Raw genomic sequence first — 26,420 nt, forward strand, 5'->3', positions numbered from 1 at the left:
GAGTGCTGAGTGGGGAGTAGGGAGTAGGGAGTAGGGAGTCAATATTTATTCTCCCTTGTTTCCCAATCACTCAATTTTGTGTTAGTTTTTCTGCCTACTGGGGCAGTATAAAGTACCAAAAAATTAACTCCGGATCAAGATGTTTTCTATATCAAAATCAAAATTTCCAACTGTCTGGCCAATTAATTATCGTCATCTTGGGGCGATCGCTGCTTTAATTTTAATTAGTTTGTTGAGTTCATTCAGTGGCGTATCGTCTGTACACAGTATCTCTAACTCTTGGGATGGCTTCTTGTGGGGACTGGCAGATCCAGTTTTGCGCTTGGATAGTTTTGTGAGCATCTTAGCGATGGGTTTACTCTCTGGGAATATGGTTCATAGTTCCCTGATGACTGTCTCTTTTATATTTGCCGCAATGGTGGGAATAATACTGCATCTGTTACAAATCAATTTATTTGGTGCAGAGATAGCGATCGCTGTTGCTACTATTGCTTTGGGTGGAATATTGGTAATGCCTAATCAACGTAATTGGGTGATTGTAGTTGTATTAGGCGCGATCGCTGGTACATTCCTAGGTTATGTTGAGACTCAATCTCTGCTCGGTGTAGGTTTATTACCAACGTTAACCTATATATTAGGTACAATTTTGACTTTGTATGCAGTTGCCACAAGTGCTAAACAAATAGTTAACTCCATCAACAAGGAAAAAATTCAAAATGCTTTATTTTGGACAACTCGCTTTGTAGGTTTTGCTGTTTGCGGAATCGGTATGGTATTTCTCAGCAGCTTAATTGCTTAATCACCTTGGGGGTAATCATTCCATAAGGTGGTATTCTCTCGCAAACTTTGATGATTACCGTTACCCAAAATTAAATGATCCAGCAACGGTATCCCTAATAACTGCGCCCCTGCTAACAATTGGTGCGTTAACTCTATATCTTCTGGGCTGGGTTCTAAGTTTCCTGAAGGGTGATTATGAGCGACTATCGCCCGTGTTGCGCCTTGACGAATTACTTCTCGAAAAATCTCGCGGGGAGAGGCTAAGGTTTCGGTGGCTGTACCGATGGTAATTACTTGTGTACCCAGTAGACGATTTTTCACATCTAATAATAGGACAGCAAAACGTTCTTGTGCTTGCCACATTAAATCTTGACTCAACGCCGCAGCTGCCACAATTGGGCTATCAATGGGTGTACGGTCTAAGGGGCGAGAGTGGAAAGCCCGTTTACCCAATTCAATTGCGGCTAAAATAGTTGTGGCTTTAGCGGGGCCAATTCCAGGTATTTGCATTAATTCAGCAGGTGTCACTTCTCGCAACACTGCTAAGGGGTCACGTTGATGTTTGCCCAATTCTTGTAAGATATATTGTCCTAAACCTACGGCTGAAAGTTTACCTGGCCCTTGTCCTGTCCCTAAAAGAATTGCTATCAATTCAGCTGTGGCTAGGATTTTGGGGCCGTGACTCATTAAACGTTCGCGGGGACGCTCATTTTCAGGTATATCAGCAATTCTCAGGCAATAGGTCATAAAACAACTAAAAAATAGCCACTTATGTAGATGCAACTATTTTTAGTTATGCCCTGTTTGCGATCGCAATTATCCTATCTTGAGCAAATCTTTAAATTTTAGAGATGATATTGTTTCTGCACGTTAGCAGAATTAAGGCTTCTGACGGTTATAAGGTAGTTTCTCTAGTAATATTCCCATTGCACAGGTATTTGTCACCCCAGCAAAGACTAATCCGCTACCTACAAAACCACTCAAAATTAAACACCAAGGTGAGACAAATGCACCAAGCACAGTTCCGATGACAACTAATGAACCTGCAACAATTTGTACTTGTCGCATCGTGCTAATTGGCGCATGAAGATTAATTTCGGTTGGTAAACCTGCTGCTTTCCAAGTTGGTAGTCCTCCTCGCAGTTGATAGACGTTGTGAATATCTGCGGCGATCAACTTTTTGGCTGCTTGGGCGGAACGATTCCCCGAACGACAGTATAAAACTATGGGTTCTCCTTGTGAGGTTACTTGGTTCGGCTGCAAATTAGACAGAGGAAGTAACTTTGCACCGGAGATATGTTCTTCTGCATATTCAGAAGGTTCGCGCACGTCAATTAGTAAGACGTTGTTGTAGTCCAGCCATTGTTTGAGTGTGACTGCATCAATTTCAGCGAGTTTTTGAGTTTGTGTCATAATTCCTGATTTTGAATTTTGAATTTATTAGACTGCTCGTCCGCAGAGTTGATTGGCTGGTACTGCTTCCATAATCTTTGTCGGATTGGGTAGGTTTAAATTACCCATCAATTTGATAAAATCTGAGCGATCGCGTCCTACAAACCGAGGATTAAATTTTTTCTCCTCGCCAATAGTTGAAACCATGTGTCCCCGATAATCGTGTCCTGGATAAACGAGTGTGGTATCAGGTAGGGTGAATAAATTTTGGGTAATGCTGTTGTAAAGCGTTCCTGCATCACCGCCTTGAAAATCTGTGCGTCCACACCCGCGAATCAGTAGGTAATCCCCTGTTAGCAAATGGGTTTTGTTCACCAAATAAGCCATGTGACTGTCAGTGTGTCCTGGGGTGGCGATCGCTTCAATCACAACTGACCCGATTTCCCAGGCTTCACCATGCTGAGTTTTCCGGTCAGCACAGACTGCATTCGCCCCCATCGGTACAATACTCTGACATCCTGTTAACTCCCGCAGTTTCCCAGACCCAGTAATATGGTCGGCGTGGATATGGGTTTCTAAACAGTAACGCAGGGTCAAACCCAGTTCCTCAATTAGCTTTTGGTCGCGTTCGACTTGTTCTAGCACTGGATCAACTAAAATGGCAGTGTTGCTTGTCTCATCTGCAATCAAATAAGTGTAAGTGCTAGTTTCTGGATCAAATAGTTGTCGAAAAAACATAGTCTCAACTCCTAGACAATGATCATGCTGGCTCTTTCATACTATACTACTATATAGTAATACAACATAAACATGGTACAATAGCTAGTGTCAACAAAAAATCTACTGAAAGTGATTGCACTATGCTCGAATCGTCTCCTACGACACTCACACCCATTGCAGAGTATTTCAAAGTTTTATCTGAGGTGAGTCGCTTACAAGTTTTGTGTGCGTTGAAAACAGGTGCAAAAAATGTCACCGAAATTATGGAAATTACACAACTTAAACAAGCTAATGTTTCCAAGCACCTGCAAATTTTGGCGCAGACAGGTATTATCAAGCGTCAACCCCAGGGCGTGAGTGTGTTTTATGAAATTTCTGATCCGATTATTTTTGATTTGTGCGAGTTAGTTTGTCAGAGTTTATCAGTTCGATTAGCGCAACAGTCACAACAAATAAAGCAACTGGAAAATAGTGCGTTAGCCACTAGCGATGGGCTACGCGTTAACCTAGGCGATCGCCGCTAATTTTGTCATGTATCAAGCCTTTCAACCACAGAGACACGGAGACACGGAGAAATTGCTTTGAGTCTCTCTGTGTCTTAGTGTCTCTGTGGTTCAATATTTTTTACCACTAATTGCACAGTAAAAACCATTAGAGGTAAACTAAAGCCAATCTACTTAAAAGTCAATTAGTAATTATTTTCGTTAAATTGGGATCACAATCAAAGCGTGAGGATTGATACGAGATGCGTGTTCTACTGGTATATCCAATATTTCCCAAAACCTTTTGGTCATACGAAAAAATTCTGGCTTTAGTTGATCGCAAAGTGCTGTTACCACCATTAGGTTTAGTCACAGTAGCGGCGATTCTGCCCCAAGAATGGGAATTTAAGCTGGTGGATCGCAACATTCGTCCAGCCACAGAAGAAGAATGGGCGTGGGCGGATCTCGTGATTTTCTCCGCGATGATTGTCCAGAAACAAGATTTATTAGAACAAATCCAAGAAGCCAAGCAACGCGGTAAGTTGGTAGCTGTTGGCGGACCTTATCCTACATCTACACCCCATGACGTGGAGAATGTTGGGGCAGATTTTCTGATTTTGGATGAAGGGGAAATCACCCTACCGATGTTTGTGGAAGCAATTCAACGAGGGGAAACCTCCGGTAAATTCCGCACCGCAGAAAAACCAGATGTAACAAGTACACCCATCCCCCGCTTTGATTTACTAGAATTTAATGCTTATGACATGATGTCGGTGCAGTTTTCTCGCGGCTGTCCCTTCCAGTGTGAATTCTGCGACATCATTGTGCTGTATGGACGCAAACCCCGCACCAAAAATCCAGCCCAACTATTAGCAGAGTTAGACTACCTCTATGAATTGGGTTGGCGGCGGGGTGTGTTCATGGTAGATGACAACTTTATCGGTAACAAGCGCAATGTGAAGCTGTTGCTGAAAGAGTTAAAAGTCTGGATGGCAGAACATCAGTATCCGTTTAAATTTGATACTGAAGCTTCCGTTGATTTAGCACAAGACCAAGAAATGCTAGATTTAATGGTTGAGTCTGGGTTCTCCGCCGTATTTTTGGGAATTGAAACCCCAGATGAAGATAGCTTGCAAATGACGAAGAAATTCCAAAATACTCGGAGTTCCTTAACTGATGCAGTGCAAACCATCATCAAAGCTGGGTTACGCCCAATGGCTGGGTTTATTATTGGATTTGATGGTGAAAAAGCAGGCGCAGGCGATCGCATCGTCAGATTTGCTGAACAAGCTGCAATTCCCTCTACCACCTTTGCTATGTTGCAAGCCTTACCCAACACAGCATTATGGCATCGCCTGAAGAAAGAAGGCAGATTACGGGAAAATCAAGAAAGTAACATCAACCAAACTACGTTGATGAATTTTATCGCTACCCGTCCTTTAGAAGATATTGCTAGAGAGTACGTTGAAGCTTTCTGTGCTTTATATGATCCTGTGAAATATTTAGATCGCACCTATCGTTGTTTCCTGATGTTGGGTGCGCCACGTTATAAAACACCATTCAAGATGCCAGAGTTGGTAGTAGTTAAAGCCTTATTGATTGTAATTTGGCGACAAGGTATTAAACGAGAAACTCGCTGGAAATTCTGGCATCACCTGTTTAGCATCCTCAAGCATAACCCTGGAGTTGTTGAACATTACATTTCAGCTTGCGCCCACAACGAGCATTTTCTAGAATATCGTCAAATTGTGCGTGACGAGATTGAAAAACAACTGGCAGAATACTTAGCCCAAGGTGCAGAAACCCCCTATGTACCTGTAGTAGAGGCTAAGGCTGAAGCTGTTGTGAGTTAGTGCTGAGTGCTGAGTGCTGTTAGCGGTAGCGGGGCGTTTAGCCCGTGCTGTTAGCAGTAGCGCGGCGTTTAGCCGGTGTTGAGTGTTGAGTGCTGAGTAGAGACGTAGCAATGCTACGTCTCTATCAGGTTTCTCGGTATGAGTGCGAATGGGTGAAAATAGAATAAACGCGATCGCACTTTACCAACGATGCAGATTACTCAGAGTCTCCACACAGCAATTCTCGTGACTAACTTAGAACGGGCGGAAAATTTCTACAGCCAGGTTTTGGGCTTATCCAAAATCGACCGCACTTTAAAATATCCCGGTGCATGGTATCAAGTGGGTAACTATCAAATTCACCTGATAGTTGCATCGGATGTACCTACAGAAAAACCCAACGACAAATGGGGACGCAATCCCCACGTTGCTTTCTCGGTTGCAGATTTAGACGCAGCCAAACAAGAATTACTCAATCAAAATTATCTCATACAAGCCAGTGCTTCTGGTCGTGCTGCTATCTTTGTCAAAGATCCAGATGGAAATGTGATCGAACTGAGTGGGGGATAGGTGACAGGTGACAGGTGACAGGGAAGTAAAGAAAGAATTAATATTGACTATTGAAAAGTATTGCCTACATTTACACTGATCCTTTATTAGAAACCTCTCCCGTGTCAATTGATTGGGGACGAGAGGTGGATTTGGTGTATGCGGATTTGGGTATGCGATCGCAGTTGCAACAACTACTAATAGACTGCGAAACTCAATCTGTCGATTGTCTGCTGGTGCGTCGATTGGAAGAATTGGGGGATAATGTAGAAGAAGTTAGCGATCGCCTAATTCAACTCGAAGCTATGGGTGTGGCTGTCATCGCTACAGAACAAGCCTACAACTCAGCAACTTCTCATCTGCGTGCAGACTTGCTGAAGTTACTTCATGAAATTCAACTCCAGCAACGTAGCCGGCGCATCCGTCAAGGACACGCCCGTAATCGTCTTGAGGCTGCACCGCCTCCCGGTAAACCTCCCTATGGTTATCGTCGGGGTAAGGGTAAATACACGATAGATCGCAGCACATCGCCAGTAGTGAAAGATTTTTTTGATCACTTTTTACTCTACGGTTCTCTCAGGGGTGCTGTGCGTCATTTAGGGAAAAAGTACGGTAAGAAAATTTCTGTGACTACTGGTAAGCGGTGGTTGACTAATCACGTCTATCGGGGTGATACGGCTTATCACAATGGGGAAATTATCTCTGATACCCATATTTCTATTATTTCTAGAGAAGAAGCCGCCCAAGTTGACCGGATTCTTCGCCGGAATAGTCGTTTACCATCTCGCGCGGCTAGTGCGCCCCGTTCTTTAGCGGGGTTGGTTGTCTGTCAGCAGTGTCAGTCACACATGACAATTACCCGTGTAACTCAACGCCGTCAAGATAAGGAATATCTATATTTACGCCCCATTAGTTGTCCACAAAGTCCCAAGTGTCGGGCTATTGCTTACCAAGAAATTTTAGAACGCACCATTGAAAAGGTTTGCTGTGATTTAGCCCCAGCCGTAGCGGGGTTGAATTCGCCGCAGTTAGATGGAGTTAAAAATAGTATAGGAGATGCGATCGCTCGTCAGCAAGAAATCCTCGAACAGTTACCCACTTTGATAGAAACTGGTGTTTTAGATACAGAAACAGCAAAGTTAAGAGCTTACAAACTCCGTACAGAAATATCTGCACTCCAAGCCAAGTTAGCCACTCTCCCCCCAGTCAATTTGTTATCTGTGGCGCAGGCGGTTTCCATCCCTCAATTTTGGCTAGATTTATCAGAAGCAGAACGACGATTTTATTTTCGAGAATTTATTACACAAATCGAGATTGTCCGGCAAAATCAAGATTGGGATTTGCAGGTAATTTTTATTTTTTAACCTGATAACGCCATTATCCATGTTTGTAGTAAGGACTTTAGTCCTTTAACGTCTTAATGTTGGTTTACAACATCATCATGTAATTAAGCAAACTCATCATATTGTGGACTAACATCATTACGCTTCTTCCGACTTCACCGAAGACTTAGGACGCTTACCAGAATTACGCACATTCACAACCCTACCAATTAACTCAAACCAAAAAGGCGCACCCATTGAAATCGCTACACCACTGAGTAACCAACCAAAAACCATAGTTAAATAACTATTAATTAACACAGGATTTTTTTTATCTGACGTCAAGCCAAGCTGCTGCTCTAAGTTCACCTTGTTCCAACCAATTGGTAAAGTAATTTCTTCCAAAATACTATTTGTTTGTTCTCTCAGCAGTTTTATTTCTTCAGTTGAATTAACACTATTTGTCTGAACTACTTGTCCCGCATTACTGGCAATCACTGTACGAATTGCTGCATCTTTAGATAAAATACTCACAATGTGAAATGTATCTGCATTGGCAATCACTGCAATACTAAAACCAATTAATAATGCTACGCCTTTGGCATTTCTTCTATAAACACCAGAGGCTCTTTCCATTGAATTATCAAAGGTTGCTGCAATTTCTTGGCGAAGTATATTAACACCTTCTTCTGTAGTTTTAGCTTTTAATTGAGCGCGTTTTGCTAATGTCGCCATATTGTCTACTACAGATTCTGGCAGTCGGTTACTGAATGTTTCTAGTTTTTGACAGAGAGATTGAAATGTTTGGTAAGCTTCACTTTCTTTATCTTTAAATTCATTGATAAATTCTTGTTGTAGTTCACTACCTACATTAATTAATTGCACAACCTCATTAATGTTTGGTCTTAAACCCTGTAAACAAATGGTTTGCTCAATATCATCAAAAATATCTTTTCTTAACAGTTTTAATCGCTGGAGAGCTTTGTGAATAAATTGATTATCTGGCATATCTAAGGCAAATATTTCGATAAATCTATCTAAACTCCTTGCCATGCGACTCAGACTAATGATTAAATCGGTTTTGTCTTTTTGGTAGTCATTAATAATTGTTTTAAATTCGTACTCTACTTTTTGTCTAAAATCTTGCTCAATATTGTCTAAAAATTTACATACTTCATCATCTGCATGGTATGACTGTTCACCTAATTTTATTAAAATACTCTGAACATCATGCAATTGTTGGTAAGCAAAATTTATTAATCTTGACTCAGTTAACTTTTGTACCAACTTAGGAATACCCAATGTTTCCATAAGGGTGGTAGCAAAGGTATCCGCAGGAATGTATGAAGGCGCACTATGTTTTTCTCCTTGCTGATTCTTGGATATGCCAAAAATACTGAGAGTCCGCTTTTTTCCAGATAGAGATAACTTGACTGGAAGAGTAGATAGAAACCAAATCAACTTACGAGGTAAGATAGTGAGAAAGCCTTTTGCTTCTTGATTAACACTTTTAATTAAAGGGTGATTGTATAAGTCGTTTACTAGTTCAATGATGCTGTCTTCCTCTGATTGACTAACATCACCTGCAATCAGAATTTCAATTGATTTTTTTAAATGCACAGCACGCCACTGTAATACAGTAGTAATTAGTTCCTGAATTTCTGAGGCTAATAAACTTAGAATTAAGTAAATAAAGACTAATCCAATGGTGATATCAAGTACAAACGGTAGTGTCATTGACAAATTCCTTAACTGGTAAATAGCACATCCTGGTTGGCAATATTTGTATCATTTTTAGCAAAAAAAAATTGTTAAATAAATTGAATCAAATCTTAGACAATTTTCTAAAAAATTATCGCTGTCCAGAGAAAATTGAGCTAACCTTGGAATTTAGTATTTGTTCAGCACAAAGGTTGTTACTAGGTGGCAACAACTGAGTTTAGTAAAATGATGATCATAGAATATGCGAGAAGGAAGCTTTATTTGGGGTCATCTAGAAAAACAGCACCGCACGGCTGAAAAATGGATTGACTGGTTATGGTTAGTAGTGTTGCTAATAGCAGCCTTACTCTTGTTTAGCGTTAATCTGGGAGACTTACCTCTAAGGGATTGGAATGAAGGGACTGTTGCACAAGTTGCCAAGGAAATTTGGCGCGCCCCAGCTGATGAGATGCGTTGGTTATACCCAACATTAGGGGGGCAAGCTTACCATAATAAGCCACCTTTGCTGCACATCCTGATTGCTACCGCCTACTCTCTCGGCGGCGTGAGTGAGTGGACAACACGTTTACCAGGAGCAATTATCACGGCTTTATCAGTACCTTTACTATATTGCTTGAGTCGAGAGATATTTCGCCATCGTTGGGCAGCTATTTATAGTGCCTTAGTTTATTTAACAATGCTACCTGTGGTGCGTCATGGACGGCTAGCAATGTTAGATGGAGTAGTGGTGAGTTTTTTGTTGGTGATGATATTGTGCATATTGCGATCGCGCCGAGATTTACGCTACTGCTTAGGTATAGGGTTGAGTTTTGGGCTAATTTGTTTAACTCAAGGACTTGCAGGTATTTTATTAGGTGCTGTGGCGATCGCCTTTTTATTTTGGGATACACCCAGATTACTAAATAACCGCTATCTCTGGATAGCAATTGCCTTGGGGATGTTACCTGTAGCGGGTTGGTATGTAGCGCAAATCATGCACTATGGTAACGATTTTTTCCAAAATGCCTGGCTAAATCAATCTCTTAATCAAAGTAATTTGACTCTGGATAATTCCCAAGCACCTTGGTTTTATCTTGTAGAACTGCTCAAATGGACTTGGCCTTGGTTAATTTTTTTACCACAGACTGCTAATTTAGTTTGGGAAAATCGCAATCTTAGTTGGGCAAGACTCATACTAGTGTGGTGTGGAGTTTATTTACTGCTGATTTCCTTGATGGGTGCTAAATATTCTTGGTACATCTTGCCAATTTACCCCTGTTTAGCCTTAGCTTTCGGCACACAGTTAGCAGAAATAGAAAACTTACCTTTATTTTCCACCTATCCCCGTACTTGGGTAGCTGGTTTATCCATCCTGGCCGTCGCAGCATCTTTTGGCAGCATTTACTTTAGTTGGGGAACACATCCCAAAACAGACTTACAGCTAATTTTTGCAGCTGTCGCTTTAACAATGATATTAGCGGCTATTTTGGCAGAACGCGGTGATGGGCAATTTCTCAAGATTTTATTTTGGGGAACTTATATTTCCCTATTACTGTTAATGAAATCTAACTACTGGGTTTGGGAATTGTGGGAAGCTTATCCAGTCAAACCAGTAGCCGACATGATTAACCGCGTCAATCCCAGTGTCACCAATATTTATACATCTTTTCCCCAGCATCGCCCATCATTAAACTTTTATAGCGATCGCACTATCATTCCCGCTTCTGTTGATAGACTGCAATATTCTTGGCAATACGACAGACAACCCTACTTACTTATAAACGCCTCTGCTATCCAAAAACTCCACTTAGATTCTATGAAATTGCTTGATGAAGCCGAAGGCTGGAAACTAATCACCAAAGAAACCAAGCGGTTGTAAAGGGGTTGGGGACAAATCAATTCAAAATTCAAAAGTCAAAAGTCAAAAGTCAAAATTAAATAACTGGGCATCGGAGATTGGGGATTGGGGTAAAAACTCCCCTGCCCCCTACCTCTTCCCATTTCCTTCAATCTTCTCTACTGGTGTTAGCTGTTGTACTTCGTCATGTGTCGCTTTTTGAGTAATGGTAATCATCCCGAAGACAATGGCAGTGCTGACTACCAAAGCTACTAAAGGACGCTTACATAAAACAAAATCGCGGATAATTCTGGCTAAAGGACTGCTTTGACGACGTAGTGCTGAACAAATCATCATTTGATTCAGAGCAAATGGATCGCGTACATAATGTCCGCTTTGACAAACCACCAATCTTTCTTGACAATACGGACAACTAAATAAGCCAATATAAGCTCTAAACACTTTTGCCTTAGTATGTCTTTGGCAAATGGGGCAAATAACATAATGATTATCAAAGGTGTGTGTATTCATCTACCTCGTCCGCTTAGTCCATTTACGCGCTCTACTAATATGCTTGTATTCAATTCCCTAGTTATGCTGAATGACTTTGGTCAGTATGTATAATGGTATTCATTAATTACACACTTAGTCATCAATACTGAGAATTACTCAATGGCTGCAACAAGAGGATAGCTATGCTGAGGCAAGGATGGTTACTATTACTGAATCTCAGTTTTGACAATACCTTATGGTTTAGACAATAAAAATAGTAATTACCCATACCTTGCTATTGAGCGTTGCTCATTAACCATCAGTTCTCTCTTATTTAACCATTATCTCCAGAAAAATTTGGAGTAGCAAAAATTTTTTTAACCAAAGCAATCTAGTTGTCTGGTTGATAAATAATGCCTGACAATAAGAAGTAACAGCTAAAAATTTAAACTTACTCCTACATTTACTTCGTTTTTCCATGACTCTATTGCCTCCTGCCAATCTGGGGAAGGCAAAGGAACAACTTGCCTTGCCTATACCTTCTAGCCGTTTATTACATCTCGTTAACCGTTTTCAACTGTCTCCAGAAACCGTCGTGCTGTTTTTAGCTCTGATTATTGGCGGTAGTACGGGTATGGGTGTGGTAACGTTTCACTATTTAATCGAGTTTATTCATGATCTATTGCTAGAAAATTTCATGGGTGCGATCGGGGTTTGGGGTGCTTGGACTTTAGCTTGTGTGCCTACTTTGGGCGGATTAGTTGTAGGGTTTATGCGCTGGCGGACTCAAGACTTTGGCCCTGGACTATCATCTTTGATTGCAGCCTCTGATGGTACGGAGATGAAGCGACAACTGCGGCCAGTCACCAAAATGTTAGCTGCATCGGTTTCTTTGGGCAGTGGTGCTTCTTTGGGGCCAGAGGGTCCGAGTGTGGAAATTGGTGCTAATTTCGGGATGTTGCTATCTTTAATCCTGCAAGTCTCACAAGAGAGGCGGCGTTTATTGTTGGGGGCTGGTGCGGCGGCTGGATTAGCTGCTGGATTTAATGCCCCAATCGCCGGGGTATTTTTTGCTTTAGAAGTAGTTATGGGGACAACATCTTTTGCTACTTCTGCGGTGAGTATTGTTTTACTAGCAGCAGTTGTTGCAGCTTTGATTGCTCAAATTGGTTTGGGGGCGCAACCTGCTTTTGCTTTACCTGTGTACGAAGTCCGCAGTCCTTTAGAGTTACCTATTTATTTAGGCTTAGGTTTGGGTGCTAGTTTAGTTTCTTTGGTTTATACACAATCAATTAGTTTGGCAAAGGCTTGTTTTGCTGGTTCAGTTCCAGGATTTAATTTTTTAGGTAAAATTCCTCAACCAATTCATCCTATTATTGGTGGTGTAATTATCGGTGCAGTGGCTTTACAATTCCCTCAAATTTTGGGTATTGGTTATGGTACAGTCCAAGCCATGCTGCAAGATGTAGAATTTTCCCTAGATTTACTTCTAGCTTTACTAGTAGTTAAGTTGTTGATGACTGCTATTAGTGCAGGTAGTGGTTTTGTAGGGGGTTTGTTTGCACCAGCAATGTTTCTAGGGGCTTCTTTGGGTTCAGCATACGCCAAAATTTTGCCCCTCATCATTCCCAGCATTAGTGGATATATGGCCGCACCCCCAGCTTATGCAATGGTAGGGATGGCTGCCGTACTAGCTGGCAGTGTGCGCGCACCATTAACGGCAATTTTGATGCTGTTTGAACTCACCCGCGACTATAGAATTGTTCTACCTTTGATGGCGGCTGTAAGTTTAAGTGTATGGTTAGTAGAACGGATCAAACCAAATGCTAACTCTAATTCCAACCTCCAACAAATTGGTCTTTCGGAATTGAAAGACGAAAAGGTAGAAATTTTGCAGCAAATTTTAGTAGAGGATGCCATGCTTTCTTGCCCAAAGACACTACCTGCAAGTTTAGGGGTGTTAGAAGCAGCAAAAGAAATGACCCGCGATCGCACACGTAGTGCTTTAGTAATTAATGAAGCGGAACAGTTGGTTGGTATCCTCTCTCTAGAAGACCTCAATCGTACCCTTGCTTTATGGCAAAATTCCCCTAATTCTTCCATCGAAAGCCAGAATAATTTAGCCAGCCAAACCATCATAGATATCTGTACCACTGAAATCCTTTACGCTTGGCGTGATGAACCTTTATCTGAGGCTTTTGATCGAATGACTCTCAGAGGTTTGCATCAATTACCAGTGGTTGCACAAGGTAACCATGATCTGATTTTAGGCTTGCTAGATCGAGAGCAAATTGCACTAACTTGTGAATTGGCATTCACACGTAAAGCAATTTATGGGTTAGTCAATAGTCAATAGTCATGAGCTAATTAACTGCTTCTACAATTATGCTGTAGAAGCTTAAGACTGTTGACTATTGACTATTGACCGTTGATTATTTATTATGCTGTAGCTTCCTCTGCTTCCACACCTAGCTTTTCATCTTCATCTACTTGTCGCAGACGAATGTGCTTCTTCCCTAAAGTAATGAGAAACTCATCACCTGGTTTGAGGTTCATTTGTTTGGTGTAAGCTGAACCAATTAACAAGTTACCATTTGATTGCACACTAATTCTATAGCTAGCACTGCGTCCACCGCGTCCATTGGCATTGGGTGCGCTGTCTAACTGAATCCCTTCAGCATCAATTAAGGCATTCAAGAATTTCATCATATTAACGCGCTCTACACCATTTTTAGTAACGGTATAGTAGCCACACTGCTTCGCTTTTTCTTCTTTGCTAAGGCTCTCTAGCTCTTTGACTTTTTTGAGCAGTTCTTCACCGAGTAGTGGTTCAATTTTTTTCTGTTTAGGCATCAACTTAGGGCAAAAATCAATGGTTGAAGTAGTTGAATCAATTTCATTTTAGCTGACTTGAGCTAATAGGAACAGTATCCTTTAGTTTTTATCTCAGCCTAGCCAAGTATATTACACTCACAGGTAAAAATGTTGCAAAATTTCCAATATTCATCAGACAATCTATTTTTGAGAATGCTGATAACTATATTTAGTTAGTTGATCACTGCTAAACTATATTTATTTAAGTTTTCTAAAGTGGGGCAAAAAAACTTATCTATTTACTTAGATTGATCATTGGAGCGTAAAGTGATAAGCAAAACTGATCCTTAAGTCAATAGTCATTAGGATGATGCGGTATCTAGGGTTGGTAATTGCTAATTGGGAAGAAAATATTGTCTTACCAATTACCAGTCATTACCCTGAAACTCATACAACCAACATTAGGTTATTACTATGGACTGTTGACTAATGACTAATAACTAATGACTAATACCAATGAAACTAACTACTAAAGGACATTACAGCGTCAAGGCGTTGCTTGACTTGAGTTTGCAACCAGATTATGGGCCTGCATCAGTGAAAGTGATATCCAAACGCCAAGATATCCCAGCTCCATACCTAGAGAAATTGCTAATAGAAATGCGTCGTGCTGGACTTGTCAAATCAATTCGGGGTAGTGTTGGCGGCTACCAACTAGCCAAGAAACCAGTCCAAATCTCTATAGGACAAATTTTAGAAGCAGTGGGTGAAACTATTACAAACTTACCTCGTCACACTCCCACCCCAGCACAAACAGAAGATTGGGTGACATTTAGCCTATGGCAAAGACTCAACCAAAAACTCAAAGAGGCTTTATACAGTATTACTCTGGCAGATTTATATTACGATGCTCGTAGTTGGCAAGCATCCCTAGGAGAAGAAGCAAGTTTTGTGGTTTAGTCATTAGTCATTAGTTTGTCTCCTCTGTCACCTGTCTCCTCTGTCACCTGTCTCCTGTTCCCTATTCCCATTCAAACGTGTCATCAGCTATTGTTCTCCTCATTGCGGCAATTTTAGATTACTTAATAGGTGATCCTTGGGGTTGGCCTCATCCGGTGCAAGTGATGGGGTGGATAATTTCTCGCTTGAGTAAATTTTTTCTGCAACTGAGCCACCAATCTCTCACACAAAGGATAGCCGGAATTATGCTAGCTTTGTTTTTAATCATTGGTAGTGGTGGTGTAGGTTGGTTAATAGTTCAAGTAGCTAGATGGTTACATCCACTGTTAGCGATCGCCACTGAAAGTATTCTTTTAGCTAGCTGTTTTGCTTTTAGAAGTTTGCGAAATGCCGCAGTTGATGTTTTAAAACCATTAACAGCCGGAGATTTAACATTAGCTCGCCAAACTTTGAGTAAGTATGTAGGCAGAGATACCGAAACCCTATCAGAATCAGAAATTTTGCGTGCCGTTTTAGAAACAGTCACAGAGAATGCCACCGATGGGGTTATCGCTCCACTTTTTTATGCAATTATTGGTGCTTTTATTCCCGGTGTGGGGCCAGTTCCCCTAGCGTTGGCATACAAAGCTAGTAGTACCCTTGATTCAATGGTGGGTTATCGAGAACTACCTTATACATATATAGGATGGTTCAGTGCGCGGTTAGAAGATGGCTTAACTTGGTTGCCTTGCCGTCTTACAGTTCTAACTTTAGGCTTATTATCAAGAAACCCTTTATATGTATGGCGCATTTGTTACCGAGATGCAATTGCTGATCCTAGCCCCAACTCAGGCTGGAGTGAGTGCGTTTATGCAGCGATTTTGGGTGTACAAATGGGAGGTACAAATTGGTATCGGGGAGTTCCCAAACCGAAACCTCTGTTAGGTGATCCCATTTATCCCATTAAACCCACTCACATTGACCATGCTTTACAACTAACTAGATATTGCTTTTTACTATGGTTGGGAATTGCGATCAGCTACGCTGGGTGGAACGCCATCGCCGTCCTTTTGTTACCCTAAACAGATAATAGGTAAAATCTGCCCTAAGCATCTGCTTTTTTCTCCCTAGCCCCACTTCTCAGAAGTTATTTAATTTTGACTTGATTTGTCCCCAGTCCCTCTGAACACTATGTCTACGCCTGTCAAAGTGGTTGAAATCCTGTCCTCAGAAGACTTACGTCGGACTTTAACGCGTTTGGCTTCTCAAATTATTGAAAGAACCCGTGATTTATCTCAATTGGTATTGATTGGGATTTATACCCGTGGAGTACCGCTAGCTGAACTATTAGCACGTCAAATTGAGGCACTGGAAGGTATAAATGTGGCAGTGGGAGCATTAGATATTACTTTCTATCGAGATGATCTCGATCAAATTGGTTTGCGAACTCCGGCAAAAACCAACATCTCTTTTGATTTGACAGGAAAGACGGTTGTGTTAGTAGATGATGTCATTTTTAAAGGAAGAACAATTCGGGCTGCGTTGAATGCAGTCAATGAGTATGGTAGACCAGAAGTAATTCGTTTAGCCGTTTTGGTTGACAGAGGTCATCGGGAATTACCAATTCATCCAGATTTTATAGGTAAGCAACTACCCACTGCGAAAGAAGAAGTAGTGAAAGTTTATTTGCAAGATTGGGATAGCAAAGACGCAGTAGAGTTAATAGGTTATTAGCTCTCTTTGCGTCTTTCCTGCGGAACGCTTCGCGAATGCGCGAACTAAATCTTTAACTAACTACTAAACACTTCAATAGGTAAACGACTGAAAGACAACCTTTCATTCTGCACATCGACAAAAATCGTATCCCCATCGTTAAATTCACCACGCAAAATTGCCTTGGCAATTTGCGTTTCCAACTCGCGCTGAATTGCCCGCTTCAGTGGACGCGCCCCAAATACGGGGTCGTATCCGACTTCCGCTAAAAAGTCAAGGGCAGCATCAGAGAGTCGCAGGGACATTTTACGATCGCCTAATCTTTCCCTTAACCTCTCCACTTGCAACTGCACAATCTGCCGCAATTCCCGCTTATCCAAGCTGTGGAAGATAATGATCTCATCAATCCGGTTGAGAAACTCAGGACGAAAACTATTCCGCATCGCTTCCATCACCCGGTGACGCATTTCATCGTAGCGGGAATCATCCCCAGCCACATCTAAAATGTACTGTGAACCGATGTTGCTGGTCATAATAATAATTGTGTTCTTAAAGTCCACAGTATGACCTTGGGCATCGGTGACGCGACCATCATCGAGAATTTGCAGGAAAATATTAAACACATCGGGGTGTGCTTTTTCAATTTCGTCGAAGAGAATCACGGCATAAGGACGGCGACGAATGGCTTCGGTGAGTTGTCCCCCTTCTTCGTAACCTACATAACCAGGAGGCGCACCAATTAGCCGGGAAACGGCGTGTTTCTCCATATATTCCGACATATCAATTCGCACTAATGATTCTTCAGTGTCGAACATATACGCCGCCAACGCCTTGGCTAACTCGGTTTTACCTACACCTGTAGGGCCAAGGAAAACAAAGCTGGCTGTGGGACGATTCGGATCAGCCAAACCAGCACGCGATCGCTGAATCGCATCGGCTACAGCTGTCACTGCTTCCGATTGTCCAATCACACGGTTATGGAGTTCGTCTTCTAAGTGCAGCAGTTTCTCCTTCTCAGATTCCACTAATTTGCTGATGGGTATCCCTGTCCACTTAGAAATAATTTCCGCAATATCAGCTTCGGTGACTTCCTCCCGCAACAGAGATTTACCTGTACCTTGGGCTTGGGCTAGTTCCCGTTCTGTGGCTTCCAATCGACGATGCAAGTCGGTTAAAGTGCCATATTTCAACTCCGCAGCCCGGTTGAGGTCGTAATTTCTCTCTGCTTGTTGAATTTCTAAGTTAACTTTGTCAATTTCTTCTTTGACAGACTGAAGTTTATTGATAACATCCTTTTCAGACTGCCATTGAGCATTGAGGGTTCTTTGTTCCTCTTTGAGATCCGCCAGTTCTTTTTCTAGTCTTTCTAAACGTTCGCGGGAAGCTGGATCACTTTCTTTTTGCAAAGATAGCTTCTCCATTTCCAACTGCAAAATCTTGCGGTCGATTTCGTCGAGTTCTTCCGGCTTGGAGGTTATTTCCATTTTCAGCCTAGCGGCGGCTTCGTCTACCAAGTCAATGGCTTTATCAGGTAAGAAGCGATCGCTAATATAACGACTAGATAATGTAGCAGCAGCCACCAAAGAACTATCAGAAATTTTTACCCCGTGGTGGACTTCATACCGTTCCTTCAACCCCCGCAAAATCGAAATTGTATCTTCAACGCTGGGCTGACCTACATAAACTTGCTGGAAGCGTCTTTCTAAAGCGGCATCTTTCTCTATATATTTACGATATTCATCTAAAGTTGTCGCCCCAATACAACGCAACTCACCCCGCGCCAACATCGGTTTTAACAAGTTACCCGCATCCATTGCACCTTGAGTTGCACCCGCGCCGACAACAGTATGAATTTCATCGATAAATAAAACTATATTTCCGCCAGATTCAGTGACTTCCTTTAATACAGCTTTCAGGCGTTCCTCAAATTCACCCCGGAATTTTGCCCCCGCAATCAAAGCACCCATATCTAAGGAAATTAACTTGCGGTCTTTGAGGGATTGGGGAACATCACCAGCCACAATGCGCTGTGCTAAACCTTCCGCGATCGCAGTTTTACCCACGCCCGGTTCACCAATCAACACAGGGTTATTCTTAGTACGGCGAGACAGAATTTGGATCGTGCGGCGAATCTCATCATCCCGCCCAATGACTGGATCAAGTTGACCTTTGCGGGCTGCTTCGGTGAGATCACGCCCGTACTTTTCCAGTGATTGGTACTTCCCTTCTGGATTTTGATCAGTCACTTTCTGACTCCCACGAACTTGTTTAATAATATTTTTTAGTTTGCTTTCGTCTAACCCGAATTCTTGAAATAACCCCTTACCTAGGCGATCGTCTTTAGCGTAAGCCAGTAACAAGTGTTCAATAGAAATATATTCGTCTTGAAAATCTTTCCGATATCCATCAGCGCGGTCTAAGAGTGTATCCAAACTCCGCCCCAAGTAGACAGAAGTGCTGTTACCTGAGACTTTCGGTTGACGTTGGATAAATTGTTCAGTGCGATCGCTAATTTTTTGTAAGTTCACACCTGCTTTAGTCAAAATCCCGCCAGCCAGACCTTCTTGTTCCAGTAAGGCTTTCATCAGGTGTTCGCTTTCTATCTGCTGCTGTTGATGCTGTTTAGCAATATCAGGAGTGTGGGCGATCGCTTCCCAGGCTTTTTCTGTAAATTGGTTTGGATTAGTCGGTTGCATAGGCTGATTGAGGAACGTAGACGCGCAAATGCAGATAGAACAATAGTTCTTATTTGTTCTTATATGGTTATTTTATGAATAGTCGCACAACTAGCTGGATCGGTCTTCACGTCTTCATCAGGTAGTAGTATTACCTTTTATCTCTTGCTGTTGAATCTTCTTACCTGGAGATCACCGTGGGATTTTCAAATCAAGCGTTTTTTGTCAAACAGTTAAAATACTTATTTTCATACTACAAGCAACGGTCAGTACATAAATGCAAATTTGAGCAATCAATGAAGTTATGAGGCTTCATGCTACTGCATGGGAGACTGATTAGCTCAGAAATATGACTTTAATCACAGATAGATTCATGACTTTTGACCTATTTGTTCATTCGACTCTAAATTTTATGATCAACATGGTATCAATTAATTTTCATTTGCATTATATTCACGGAGCATTAATTTACTATGGTTGTCCGTTTTCCCATCGCGGCTGCTACTTTTATTGTTGCTAGTAGCATCACTACATTTTTTAGCTTTGTTCCCCCAGCTTCAGCGCAACAAATTATCACTTGTGAAAGCATGAATAATCGGAGGAACATGTGTGTAGTACGCACAAGTGGCCAAGTTAGATTTGTTAAACAATTGTCTAATGCTAGTTGTAGAGGAAATTGGGGTTATGTCCGCGATCGTGTTTGGGTGAGAAACGGTTGCCGAGCTGAGTTCTCAGTTGCCAATTCTAGATACGGCAGAGATGGCAGGTATAATAGAGATAACAGATACAACAGAGATCGTAGGTATAACAGGTAATAGACTGCAACAGATAATAATAAATTTCCCCGTTTTAAGAAACAAAATAGTTCGCAGAAGTGTTGCCAACTAGTGAGCATTCAGACCTCTGAATGCTCACTAGTTGTTTGTGTAAGCACTTATAACCACTCGTGTATCCAGAAAACTAATAGCTACTTTTACTTTTCGTCCTCTCTTGCTCTCACACAGAGTTACCATAATTCCAGGTCAGATAGTGGATGCTGAAGATGATAGATCCTTATGACTTTGAAGATGATGAATTTGACTTTGACGATGAAGATGTATTTAAAATGAAGCGTCTGCGGGATATGACAGAAGGAGAAAAATTGCAGCGATTTAAAAGATTTTTCGACAGCAGCAGTCGCGCCATGTTGCAAAACTGTCTATTTCGCATCGTCAATCATGAGGATGGTACAGGCACATTAGAAATTCTCTGCCCTAATGAAATCGTTAAGCAACGCCTCAGCAAAAAAAAGCGCAAAATCACCAACAACATCGATACCTGTTGGAGTCATATTAAATCCTTTTCCCTATGTATCGAGCAAGAAGGTAAACTTTACTGTCAAAAGTTCACCCTCAACGGCGACTTGCTCACACCTTAGTACAACATTTCATAACTCCGCGCACCTCCGCGCATACCTCCGCGCTCCTCTGCGTTTAAAATCTCAACCCATGCCTAAAAAACAAAAATTTCCTTACCTAGTAGGTTCTAAATGGACAGCCACCACAAAAATAGATGGTTGGAGACACTTTCAAGTTGTCAACCGCAAAAATCAAGCTAAATGGGTTTATGCGGAAATGGTAGCAGCTTGTGATCCGAATGTCCGTTTTTGGATCAACGCCAAATTATTACAAGATGGTTTTCAGTGGCAAGCCGGATGGCAATCCCTCAAAGAAATAGAAGCACTTGAAGCTGAACCAAAATTTTAGTCCAGCCTAGGTAATAGTGGAAAAATTAATATTTTTTTACAAAAAAGTTCTATTTGGCTAATCTACATCAGGTCAGCAAGGTTCAGATATAGGTATAAGGCGGAAAATAGTTTATTGATCCCTGAGATTTTGCTGTATACCGCTCAGATCACTATATAATTTGCGATCGCCTCCCAGCAGATCAACTCTAGCCATATCATAATGCTCATGCCAGTCAGCTAAATCTATGCAAAATCTTGATAATACGTTATTTTTTATTTTGTCTTTTGTAACCAATTTTATATAAAAAGTTAGATAAAATTTTAAAAAAGTATTTTTTTCAAAAAAATAAGCATTTATATTTAAGTTTATTGAGCTTAAATTTAAATAGAGTTGATTAACTTCCTTTATAGCTGTTTTTCATATTTACACCCCCTTTCTTTCTTGTGGAATTTCGTCAATAATCACATTCACATACCTCACACATCGCCACCGATTGGCTAGGTGAAGGAAAATGTTTTAGCCACAAGTTTGATAAAAAACGATAAGAGGCAAACAAAAGTGAAATTAGCAGTTTACGGAAAAGGTGGGATAGGCAAGTCTACAACTAGCTGCAATATCTCAGTCGCCCTAGCCAAACGCGGCAAAAAAGTGCTGCAAATTGGGTGCGACCCCAAACACGACAGCACCTTTACCCTGACTGGATTTTTAATTCCTACAATTATTGATACCCTACAAGAAAAAGACTATCACTACGAAGATGTCTGGCCAGAAGATGTCATTTACAAAGGCTATGGTGGCGTAGACTGCGTAGAAGCTGGTGGGCCACCTGCGGGTGCTGGCTGTGGTGGCTACGTCGTTGGCGAAACCGTAAAATTACTGAAGGAACTCAACGCCTTTGATGAGTATGATGTGATCTTGTTTGATGTTTTGGGTGACGTTGTTTGCGGCGGTTTTGCAGCACCCCTTAACTATGCTGATTACTGCCTGATCGTTACCGATAATGGCTTTGATGCCTTGTTTGCAGCCAATCGCATTGCAGCTTCAGTCCGAGAAAAAGCACGGACTCACCCACTGCGTCTAGCTGGATTAATTGGCAACCGTACCTCCAAGCGCGACTTGATTGAAAAGTATATCGAAGCAGTACCAATGCCCGTGTTGGAAGTCTTGCCATTAATCGAAGATATCCGGGTGTCTCGCGTCAAGGGTAAAACTTTGTTTGAGATGGCAGAATCTGACCCATCTTTAAACTATGTTTGTGACTACTACCTCAACATTGCCGACCAAATTCTCGCGCGTCCTGAAGGAGTCGTACCTAACGATTCTCCAGACCGTGAATTATTCTCTTTATTATCCGATTTTTATTTAAATCCGCGTAAACCACAGGTTGCTAATCCTGAAGAGGAATTAGACTTGATGATTGTATAAATCATCTAGTTTCAGGATGGGGGTCAATATGGCTTTCTTTAATAGCTTTACAGATTCGATTAGACAGAAGTGGTTGCAATTTTTCCAAGCCAATCGCGATTGGATAAAACTCCACATGCAAGTGGAATCAGTCTATACACCTGATGGTGGGAAGCGTCCGCCTTCTTACCTCATCCTGGGAGTGCTAAATGCGCTAGAACCCAAATTAGCGCAGTTAATGTTTCCCTTTGCCAAACTCAATCCTGATGCCGATACCTTAATTGAGGTACTGGATTTAAATTTTGACCCAGACATGGCTCTCGGTAACAGTGTAATTCCTCAAGATGAACGAGATCATCATCAACACCAGTCAAATCTGTCAATGGAAGATAACAATGATGATGAAACCTTCATTGTTTCTCACACCAATGGTTTTGGCGAAGATACCGATTCTCAAACGCTGATAATGGGTAACATTGAAGACACCTTCAATGGACTCGAAGCATCTAGCCAAGAAGAAGACGATTTTGATGATGTTTCCTTTGATGTTGCAGCTGCATCAGTCGAAAATTTGCAAGATCAAATGCTTGAGGATCTGAATACACCTGATGAAAATGCTTTCAGTGACGTGTTATCAGATGTCTGGGGTGATGAAACGTCCTTACAAAAGGATGAAGAAAGTAATGATTTCATGGGGGAAGAATTACCAGCAGGCGTTTTTGATGAATCAGAAATTGCCCGTCTCTTCCCCAACGCATAAATATTAACGTTGCTGTTGAATTTAGGGATTGTTAGTTGGTGCTATGTGCCACATACTACAGCGTGAGGCAGTGGGGAGTAGGGAGTAAAATTTATTACTTACAACTCCCCCATTGGATGCTGACCCTATTTTCACCTGCCTTTAAATATAAAGGGGAGAAAAACCAAAATGACCGTCGCGCAAGAACCAACAGCTTTAAACTTTGAGTGTGAAACTGGAAATTACCACACCTTTTGCCCAATTAGCTGTGTGGCATGGTTATATCAAAAAATAGAAGATAGTTTCTTTTTGGTGATTGGAACTAAGACTTGTGGGTATTTCCTCCAAAACGCGATGGGGGTAATGATTTTTGCAGAACCCCGCTATGCAATGGCAGAGTTGGAAGAAGGGGATATTTCCGCACAATTGAAGGATTATGAGGAGTTAAAACGATTGTGCGAGCAAATTAAGCGCGATCGCAACCCTAGTGTAATTGTGTGGATTGGCACTTGCACCACCGAAATCATCAAAATGGACTTGGAAGGTCTAGCACCACAGTTAGAAGGCGAACTGGGGATTCCTATTGTTGTGGCGCGTGCTAACGGCTTAGATTACGCCTTTACTCAAGGGGAAGACACCGTTTTAGCTGCAATGGCTAACCGTTGTCCTAGTCAAGTTCCTGTAACAGAAAATGAAAAAAGCGAACGGAACAGCATTCAAAAGCTGCTCAATTTCGGGAAGAAAAAAGAAGACGTAGCTCAAGAAGAATCAGAGTATGTCAATCATCCCCCCTTGGTTCTCTTCGGTTCGCTTCCTGATCCCGTCGTCACTCAGTTAACCTTAGAACTGAAAAAACAAGGCATCAAAGTTTCCGGCTGGCTACCCGCAAAACGCTTCACTGAACTACCAGTGTTGGAAGAAGGATATTATGTCGCTGGTGTTAATCCCTTCCTCAGCCGCACTGCTACTACCTTAATGCGCCGCCGCAAATGTAAACTCATCGGCGCACCCTTCCCCATCGGCCCCGATGGTACTCGCGCTTGGATTGAAAAAATCTGCTCGGTATTTGGTATTACTCCCAAAGGGTTAGATGAACGGGAAGCGCAAATTTGGGAAGGTTTGGAAGAATACGTAAAATTAATTCGTGGTAAGTCTGTATTTTTCATGGGTGACAACTTACTAGAAATCTCATTAGCACGGTTCTTAGTGCGCTGTGGGATGACTGTTCAGGAGGTTGGTATCCCCTACATGGATAAACGCTATCAAGCTGCTGAGTTGGCAATGTTAGAAAAAGCTTGCCATGAAATGGGCGTACCTGTCCCCACAATTGTCGAGAAGCCAGACAATTACAACCAAGTGCAGCGAATTTATGATTTGAAGCCAGATTTAGTAATTACTGGTATGGCGCACGCTAACCCCTTAGAGGCACGAGGGATTAATACTAAATGGTCTGTAGAGTTTACCTTTGCTCAAATTCACGGTTTCACTAATGCGCGTGACATTTTAGAGTTGGTAACTCGTCCACTGCGTCGAAATAATGAGTTGAAAGATTTGGGTTGGGATAAGTTGGTTAGGGAAGAAGCGAAGATTTAAATTTGGGTTTTGAAATAATTATTTTAGAGGCGAACAAAGTTCGCCTTTTTTTATGTCTCACGCATTCGCGGAGCGTCCCACAGGGAAGGCGCAAAGGCGCGAAGGAAAGAAGCAATTTTAAATGGGTAGTGATATTTGTAAGGGTGTTGATGGGATTATATACATTAATTCTGCACCGTTTGCTTGGTTCTCTATAGGAGTTAATTTGAGCCATTCATGAAAGCTGATACCTAGTTGAGATATTGCTTGTATTTCTGTTTGATACGATTCAAATCGGTGATTTGTTTCAATGATAGATTCTATATTCTCCAAGATTTGTGGAAGACGTTTATAAGCTTCTTTCTCAAATCTTCCTGTTAGTGGAGTTGGATTAGCTCCAAATATTCCCCATTGAATCTCACCACGATCTACAATAGCAGAGGGAAGAGATGATAACCAATGGTTAGAGTCCTGTGCTATTTTGAATAAATTCTCACGTTGTAAATCAAATACAGCATTTTCATCTAAATTAGGGTTAATCCATTGATAAATTTTGGTTACTCTTCGCAAATCAATCTGATCTTTAAACTGAGGATGTAAGTATACTGCTGGATTGGAAGTGAGCATAATTTCTATATACTTATTAATTAGTAACCTAATAATTTTTGTGCCTTCCTGAAAACGACGAGTCGCTGTTTCCCGTTCTTCTAATTCTAAATAACAACGTGCTTCTGCTATATATGCTAAGGATAATGTTAGTATATATTGACTAATAACGTGGCTTTTATGAGACATTTCATTAACAGTATAGTCTTTGTAAATATGTTCTGCCTCTAAGAATCTATTAATAGCTTGTAAAGCACTATTTCTGCGGTTTTCAATGTTATTCATTGTAAAGGCATTAATCGCTAATTCGATTCCAGCATGGAAGTTAGCATAGGCAACAAGGTCAACTTTTCGGTTGATCTTATTTAATAATTCTTGTGATTGTTGTAGTTTGTGTTCTATTTCCTTTAATCGGTGTGCTATTATAGTAAACCCTATAACTGAAACACCAAGATTCAGTACACTAGCAGCAGTAGTGATCTGCAACATTCCTTGAGTAAGTTGTAACGTTTGCTGAATATTATTTAACTGATTTTCAATTCCACCTAACCGTTGATTAACATCAGCAAATCCTTTAGCAGAAATGGCTGCGTTCGCGCCTGACACAATTAGATTCAGTACACCATTTACAGGATTTAAAGCTAAGGACATACCTTGAGAGGCGGAAGGGCTAAAATCCCTTAACCAAGTAATTACTCGCTTACTACCGACTTCTCGAATTACACCCCCAACTCTTTCAAATGTTCCATCAGCTAATCCTTTAGCAATCCAAGCAGGAAGCATAAAACTTACTGTTATTGGTAAACCCACAATATTCTCCTAGTTGCTATAAATGAGCTACCTTGCTTATATTTGGAAAGGAGCTATGATTTACCTAGTATTCCCAATTTTGGTTGGAGAGTATCTCATGAAATAGCGATCACTCTTTTCTAGCTAACTGTAGATAATGGGATACAGGGAGTGATATCATAAAAATATATTAACTTAGATAGAGATACAATAAAGTATGCAAATATTAGACTTGTCTAGAAAAGATAAAAAGCTTACTGTGAAGGGATTATAGGAGATATAACTGAGATAAAATAGTTATCATTGCTGAACGTAAAAATCACGGTTTAGGGGTG

At 41.3% G+C, this 26,420-nt stretch carries 25 protein-coding genes; 17 read left to right on the plus strand and 8 right to left on the minus strand.

The genetic code is table 11. The features are described 5' to 3' along the window. The first annotated feature begins 139 nt into the window (after positions 1–139). Positions 140–799 carry a HupE/UreJ family protein gene (locus VB693_RS25770; RefSeq protein WP_323268738.1) on the plus strand — a complete coding sequence of 220 codons (660 nt, stop codon included), beginning with the start codon at positions 140–142 and terminating at the stop codon, positions 797–799. Here the strand turns inward: VB693_RS25770 and radC are convergent. The 3 genes from radC to VB693_RS25785 all read right to left on the minus strand — a co-directional run bounded on the left by radC (position 796) and on the right by VB693_RS25785 (position 2,910). Then, entirely contained in the window at positions 796–1,527 is a 732-nt protein-coding gene (gene radC / locus VB693_RS25775) for a RadC family protein (RefSeq protein ID WP_190707602.1), read from the minus strand. The genes VB693_RS25770 and radC overlap by 4 nt on opposite strands. Positions 1,528–1,659: 132 nt before the next feature. Further along, positions 1,660–2,193, minus strand: coding sequence for a rhodanese-like domain-containing protein (locus VB693_RS25780; protein WP_323268739.1), 534 nt, complete (start codon positions 2,191–2,193; stop codon positions 1,660–1,662). Positions 2,194–2,220: 27 nt separating this feature from the next. After that, a complete protein-coding gene (locus tag VB693_RS25785) occupies positions 2,221–2,910 on the minus strand; it encodes an MBL fold metallo-hydrolase (protein ID WP_323268740.1) in 690 nt (229 codons plus the stop codon). A gap of 122 nt (positions 2,911–3,032) precedes the next feature. Between VB693_RS25785 and VB693_RS25790 the strand changes: the two genes are divergently transcribed. The 4 genes from VB693_RS25790 to VB693_RS25805 all read left to right on the plus strand — a co-directional run bounded on the left by VB693_RS25790 (position 3,033) and on the right by VB693_RS25805 (position 7,119). Next, complete coding sequence (locus VB693_RS25790) at positions 3,033–3,416, plus strand: metalloregulator ArsR/SmtB family transcription factor (protein WP_323268741.1); 384 nt, start codon at positions 3,033–3,035, stop codon at positions 3,414–3,416. A 221-nt stretch (positions 3,417–3,637) separates the two neighbouring features. Further along, positions 3,638–5,227 carry a B12-binding domain-containing radical SAM protein gene (locus VB693_RS25795; protein WP_323268742.1) on the plus strand — a complete coding sequence of 530 codons (1,590 nt, stop codon included), beginning with the start codon at positions 3,638–3,640 and terminating at the stop codon, positions 5,225–5,227. A gap of 189 nt (positions 5,228–5,416) precedes the next feature. Continuing rightward, positions 5,417–5,776 (plus strand): VOC family protein, encoded by a 360-nt coding sequence (locus VB693_RS25800; protein WP_323268743.1) that lies wholly within the window; start codon positions 5,417–5,419, stop codon positions 5,774–5,776. A 50-nt stretch (positions 5,777–5,826) separates the two neighbouring features. Beyond that, positions 5,827–7,119: a recombinase family protein gene (locus VB693_RS25805; RefSeq protein ID WP_323268744.1), complete on the plus strand. Its 1,293-nt coding sequence runs from the start codon at positions 5,827–5,829 to the stop codon at positions 7,117–7,119. Positions 7,120–7,236: 117 nt separating this feature from the next. Here VB693_RS25805 and VB693_RS25810 read toward each other — a convergent pair whose 3' ends face one another. Further along, positions 7,237–8,814 (minus strand): hypothetical protein, encoded by a 1,578-nt coding sequence (locus VB693_RS25810; protein WP_323268745.1) that lies wholly within the window; start codon positions 8,812–8,814, stop codon positions 7,237–7,239. 226 nt (positions 8,815–9,040) lie between these two features. On the opposite strand from VB693_RS25810, the gene VB693_RS25815 reads away from it, so the two are divergent. Continuing rightward, positions 9,041–10,657: a glycosyltransferase family 39 protein gene (locus VB693_RS25815; protein ID WP_323268746.1), complete on the plus strand. Its 1,617-nt coding sequence runs from the start codon at positions 9,041–9,043 to the stop codon at positions 10,655–10,657. A 108-nt stretch (positions 10,658–10,765) separates the two neighbouring features. Here the strand turns inward: VB693_RS25815 and VB693_RS25820 are convergent, their stop codons facing one another. Further along, a complete protein-coding gene (locus VB693_RS25820; RefSeq protein ID WP_323268747.1) occupies positions 10,766–11,146 on the minus strand; it encodes a hypothetical protein in 381 nt (126 codons plus the stop codon). Positions 11,147–11,585: 439 nt separating this feature from the next. Here VB693_RS25820 and VB693_RS25825 point away from each other — a divergent pair, with 439 nt between their 5' ends. After that, the gene (locus tag VB693_RS25825; RefSeq protein ID WP_323268748.1) at positions 11,586–13,463 is read left to right on the plus strand and encodes a chloride channel protein; all 1,878 of its coding nucleotides are present in this window, start codon (positions 11,586–11,588) and stop codon (positions 13,461–13,463) included. 83 nt (positions 13,464–13,546) lie between these two features. On the opposite strand, the gene VB693_RS25830 is transcribed toward VB693_RS25825, so the two are convergent. Then, on the minus strand, positions 13,547–13,960 hold the full coding sequence (locus VB693_RS25830) for an AbrB family transcriptional regulator (protein WP_190707637.1): 414 nt from the start codon (positions 13,958–13,960) through the stop codon (positions 13,547–13,549). 328 nt (positions 13,961–14,288) lie between these two features. On the opposite strand from VB693_RS25830, the gene VB693_RS25835 reads away from it, so the two are divergent. The 4 genes from VB693_RS25835 to pyrR all read left to right on the plus strand — a co-directional run bounded on the left by VB693_RS25835 (position 14,289) and on the right by pyrR (position 16,594). Further along, the gene (locus VB693_RS25835) at positions 14,289–14,411 is read left to right on the plus strand and encodes a hypothetical protein (RefSeq protein WP_277880700.1); all 123 of its coding nucleotides are present in this window, start codon (positions 14,289–14,291) and stop codon (positions 14,409–14,411) included. A 26-nt stretch (positions 14,412–14,437) separates the two neighbouring features. Continuing rightward, a complete protein-coding gene (locus VB693_RS25840; RefSeq protein WP_190707640.1) occupies positions 14,438–14,881 on the plus strand; it encodes an Rrf2 family transcriptional regulator in 444 nt (147 codons plus the stop codon). Positions 14,882–14,958: 77 nt separating this feature from the next. Then, positions 14,959–15,942 (plus strand): adenosylcobinamide-phosphate synthase CbiB, encoded by a 984-nt coding sequence (gene cbiB / locus VB693_RS25845; protein WP_323268749.1) that lies wholly within the window; start codon positions 14,959–14,961, stop codon positions 15,940–15,942. Between the two features lie 109 nt (positions 15,943–16,051). Beyond that, a complete protein-coding gene (gene pyrR, locus VB693_RS25850; RefSeq protein WP_190707645.1) occupies positions 16,052–16,594 on the plus strand; it encodes a bifunctional pyr operon transcriptional regulator/uracil phosphoribosyltransferase PyrR in 543 nt (180 codons plus the stop codon). Positions 16,595–16,650: 56 nt separating this feature from the next. On the opposite strand, the gene clpB is transcribed toward pyrR, so the two are convergent. Then, positions 16,651–19,269 carry an ATP-dependent chaperone ClpB gene (gene clpB / locus VB693_RS25855; protein ID WP_323268750.1) on the minus strand — a complete coding sequence of 873 codons (2,619 nt, stop codon included), beginning with the start codon at positions 19,267–19,269 and terminating at the stop codon, positions 16,651–16,653. Positions 19,270–19,721: 452 nt separating this feature from the next. Between clpB and VB693_RS29135 the strand changes: the two genes are divergently transcribed. From VB693_RS29135 to VB693_RS25880, 6 genes are all read left to right on the plus strand, one after another. After that, a complete protein-coding gene (locus VB693_RS29135) occupies positions 19,722–20,063 on the plus strand; it encodes a DUF3011 domain-containing protein (protein WP_416233427.1) in 342 nt (113 codons plus the stop codon). 227 nt (positions 20,064–20,290) lie between these two features. After that, positions 20,291–20,665, plus strand: coding sequence for a hypothetical protein (locus tag VB693_RS25860; RefSeq protein WP_323268751.1), 375 nt, complete (start codon positions 20,291–20,293; stop codon positions 20,663–20,665). Positions 20,666–20,735: 70 nt separating this feature from the next. Continuing rightward, positions 20,736–20,993: a TIGR02450 family Trp-rich protein gene (locus tag VB693_RS25865; protein ID WP_237995789.1), complete on the plus strand. Its 258-nt coding sequence runs from the start codon at positions 20,736–20,738 to the stop codon at positions 20,991–20,993. A 540-nt stretch (positions 20,994–21,533) separates the two neighbouring features. Next, positions 21,534–22,400: a ferredoxin:protochlorophyllide reductase (ATP-dependent) iron-sulfur ATP-binding protein gene (gene bchL / locus VB693_RS25870; protein ID WP_323268752.1), complete on the plus strand. Its 867-nt coding sequence runs from the start codon at positions 21,534–21,536 to the stop codon at positions 22,398–22,400. Between the two features lie 28 nt (positions 22,401–22,428). After that, positions 22,429–23,139, plus strand: a complete 711-nt coding sequence (locus VB693_RS25875) for a DUF5331 domain-containing protein (RefSeq protein WP_323268753.1) — start codon at positions 22,429–22,431, stop codon at positions 23,137–23,139. A gap of 168 nt (positions 23,140–23,307) precedes the next feature. Next, positions 23,308–24,711: a ferredoxin:protochlorophyllide reductase (ATP-dependent) subunit N gene (locus tag VB693_RS25880; RefSeq protein WP_190707659.1), complete on the plus strand. Its 1,404-nt coding sequence runs from the start codon at positions 23,308–23,310 to the stop codon at positions 24,709–24,711. A gap of 117 nt (positions 24,712–24,828) precedes the next feature. Here VB693_RS25880 and VB693_RS25885 read toward each other — a convergent pair whose 3' ends face one another. Continuing rightward, positions 24,829–26,106 (minus strand): hypothetical protein, encoded by a 1,278-nt coding sequence (locus tag VB693_RS25885; protein WP_323268754.1) that lies wholly within the window; start codon positions 26,104–26,106, stop codon positions 24,829–24,831. Positions 26,107–26,420: the final 314 nt, after the last annotated feature.

Origin of the sequence: Anabaena sp. UHCC 0399, from assembly GCF_034931465.1 — a bacterium.
Lineage (GTDB): Bacteria > Cyanobacteriota > Cyanobacteriia > Cyanobacteriales > Nostocaceae > Trichormus > Trichormus minutissimus.

Bases quoted from the DNA above. Each gene is read 5' to 3' on its own strand.
- VB693_RS25785 (WP_323268740.1), bottom strand. From the start codon at position 2,910: ATGTTTTTTCGACAACTATTTGATCCAGAAACTAGCACTTACACTTAT.
- VB693_RS25800 (WP_323268743.1), top strand. From the start codon at position 5,417: ATGCAGATTACTCAGAGTCTCCACACAGCAATTCTCGTGACTAACTTA.
- VB693_RS25880 (WP_190707659.1), top strand. From the start codon at position 23,308: ATGACCGTCGCGCAAGAACCAACAGCTTTAAACTTTGAGTGTGAAACT.
- VB693_RS25815 (WP_323268746.1), top strand. From the start codon at position 9,041: ATGCGAGAAGGAAGCTTTATTTGGGGTCATCTAGAAAAACAGCACCGC.
- VB693_RS25835 (WP_277880700.1), top strand. From the start codon at position 14,289: ATGATGCGGTATCTAGGGTTGGTAATTGCTAATTGGGAAGAAAATATT.
- VB693_RS25795 (WP_323268742.1), top strand. From the start codon at position 3,638: ATGCGTGTTCTACTGGTATATCCAATATTTCCCAAAACCTTTTGGTCA.
- VB693_RS25825 (WP_323268748.1), top strand. From the start codon at position 11,586: ATGACTCTATTGCCTCCTGCCAATCTGGGGAAGGCAAAGGAACAACTT.
- radC (WP_190707602.1), bottom strand. From the start codon at position 1,527: ATGACCTATTGCCTGAGAATTGCTGATATACCTGAAAATGAGCGTCCC.
- VB693_RS25770 (WP_323268738.1), top strand. From the start codon at position 140: ATGTTTTCTATATCAAAATCAAAATTTCCAACTGTCTGGCCAATTAAT.
- clpB (WP_323268750.1), bottom strand. From the start codon at position 19,269: ATGCAACCGACTAATCCAAACCAATTTACAGAAAAAGCCTGGGAAGCG.
- VB693_RS25875 (WP_323268753.1), top strand. From the start codon at position 22,429: ATGGCTTTCTTTAATAGCTTTACAGATTCGATTAGACAGAAGTGGTTG.
- VB693_RS25820 (WP_323268747.1), bottom strand. From the start codon at position 11,146: ATGAATACACACACCTTTGATAATCATTATGTTATTTGCCCCATTTGC.
- VB693_RS25865 (WP_237995789.1), top strand. From the start codon at position 20,736: ATGCCTAAAAAACAAAAATTTCCTTACCTAGTAGGTTCTAAATGGACA.
- VB693_RS25810 (WP_323268745.1), bottom strand. From the start codon at position 8,814: ATGACACTACCGTTTGTACTTGATATCACCATTGGATTAGTCTTTATT.
- VB693_RS25860 (WP_323268751.1), top strand. From the start codon at position 20,291: ATGATAGATCCTTATGACTTTGAAGATGATGAATTTGACTTTGACGAT.
- VB693_RS25840 (WP_190707640.1), top strand. From the start codon at position 14,438: ATGAAACTAACTACTAAAGGACATTACAGCGTCAAGGCGTTGCTTGAC.
- VB693_RS29135 (WP_416233427.1), top strand. From the start codon at position 19,722: ATGGTTGTCCGTTTTCCCATCGCGGCTGCTACTTTTATTGTTGCTAGT.
- VB693_RS25830 (WP_190707637.1), bottom strand. From the start codon at position 13,960: ATGCCTAAACAGAAAAAAATTGAACCACTACTCGGTGAAGAACTGCTC.
- pyrR (WP_190707645.1), top strand. From the start codon at position 16,052: ATGTCTACGCCTGTCAAAGTGGTTGAAATCCTGTCCTCAGAAGACTTA.
- VB693_RS25780 (WP_323268739.1), bottom strand. From the start codon at position 2,193: ATGACACAAACTCAAAAACTCGCTGAAATTGATGCAGTCACACTCAAA.
- VB693_RS25790 (WP_323268741.1), top strand. From the start codon at position 3,033: ATGCTCGAATCGTCTCCTACGACACTCACACCCATTGCAGAGTATTTC.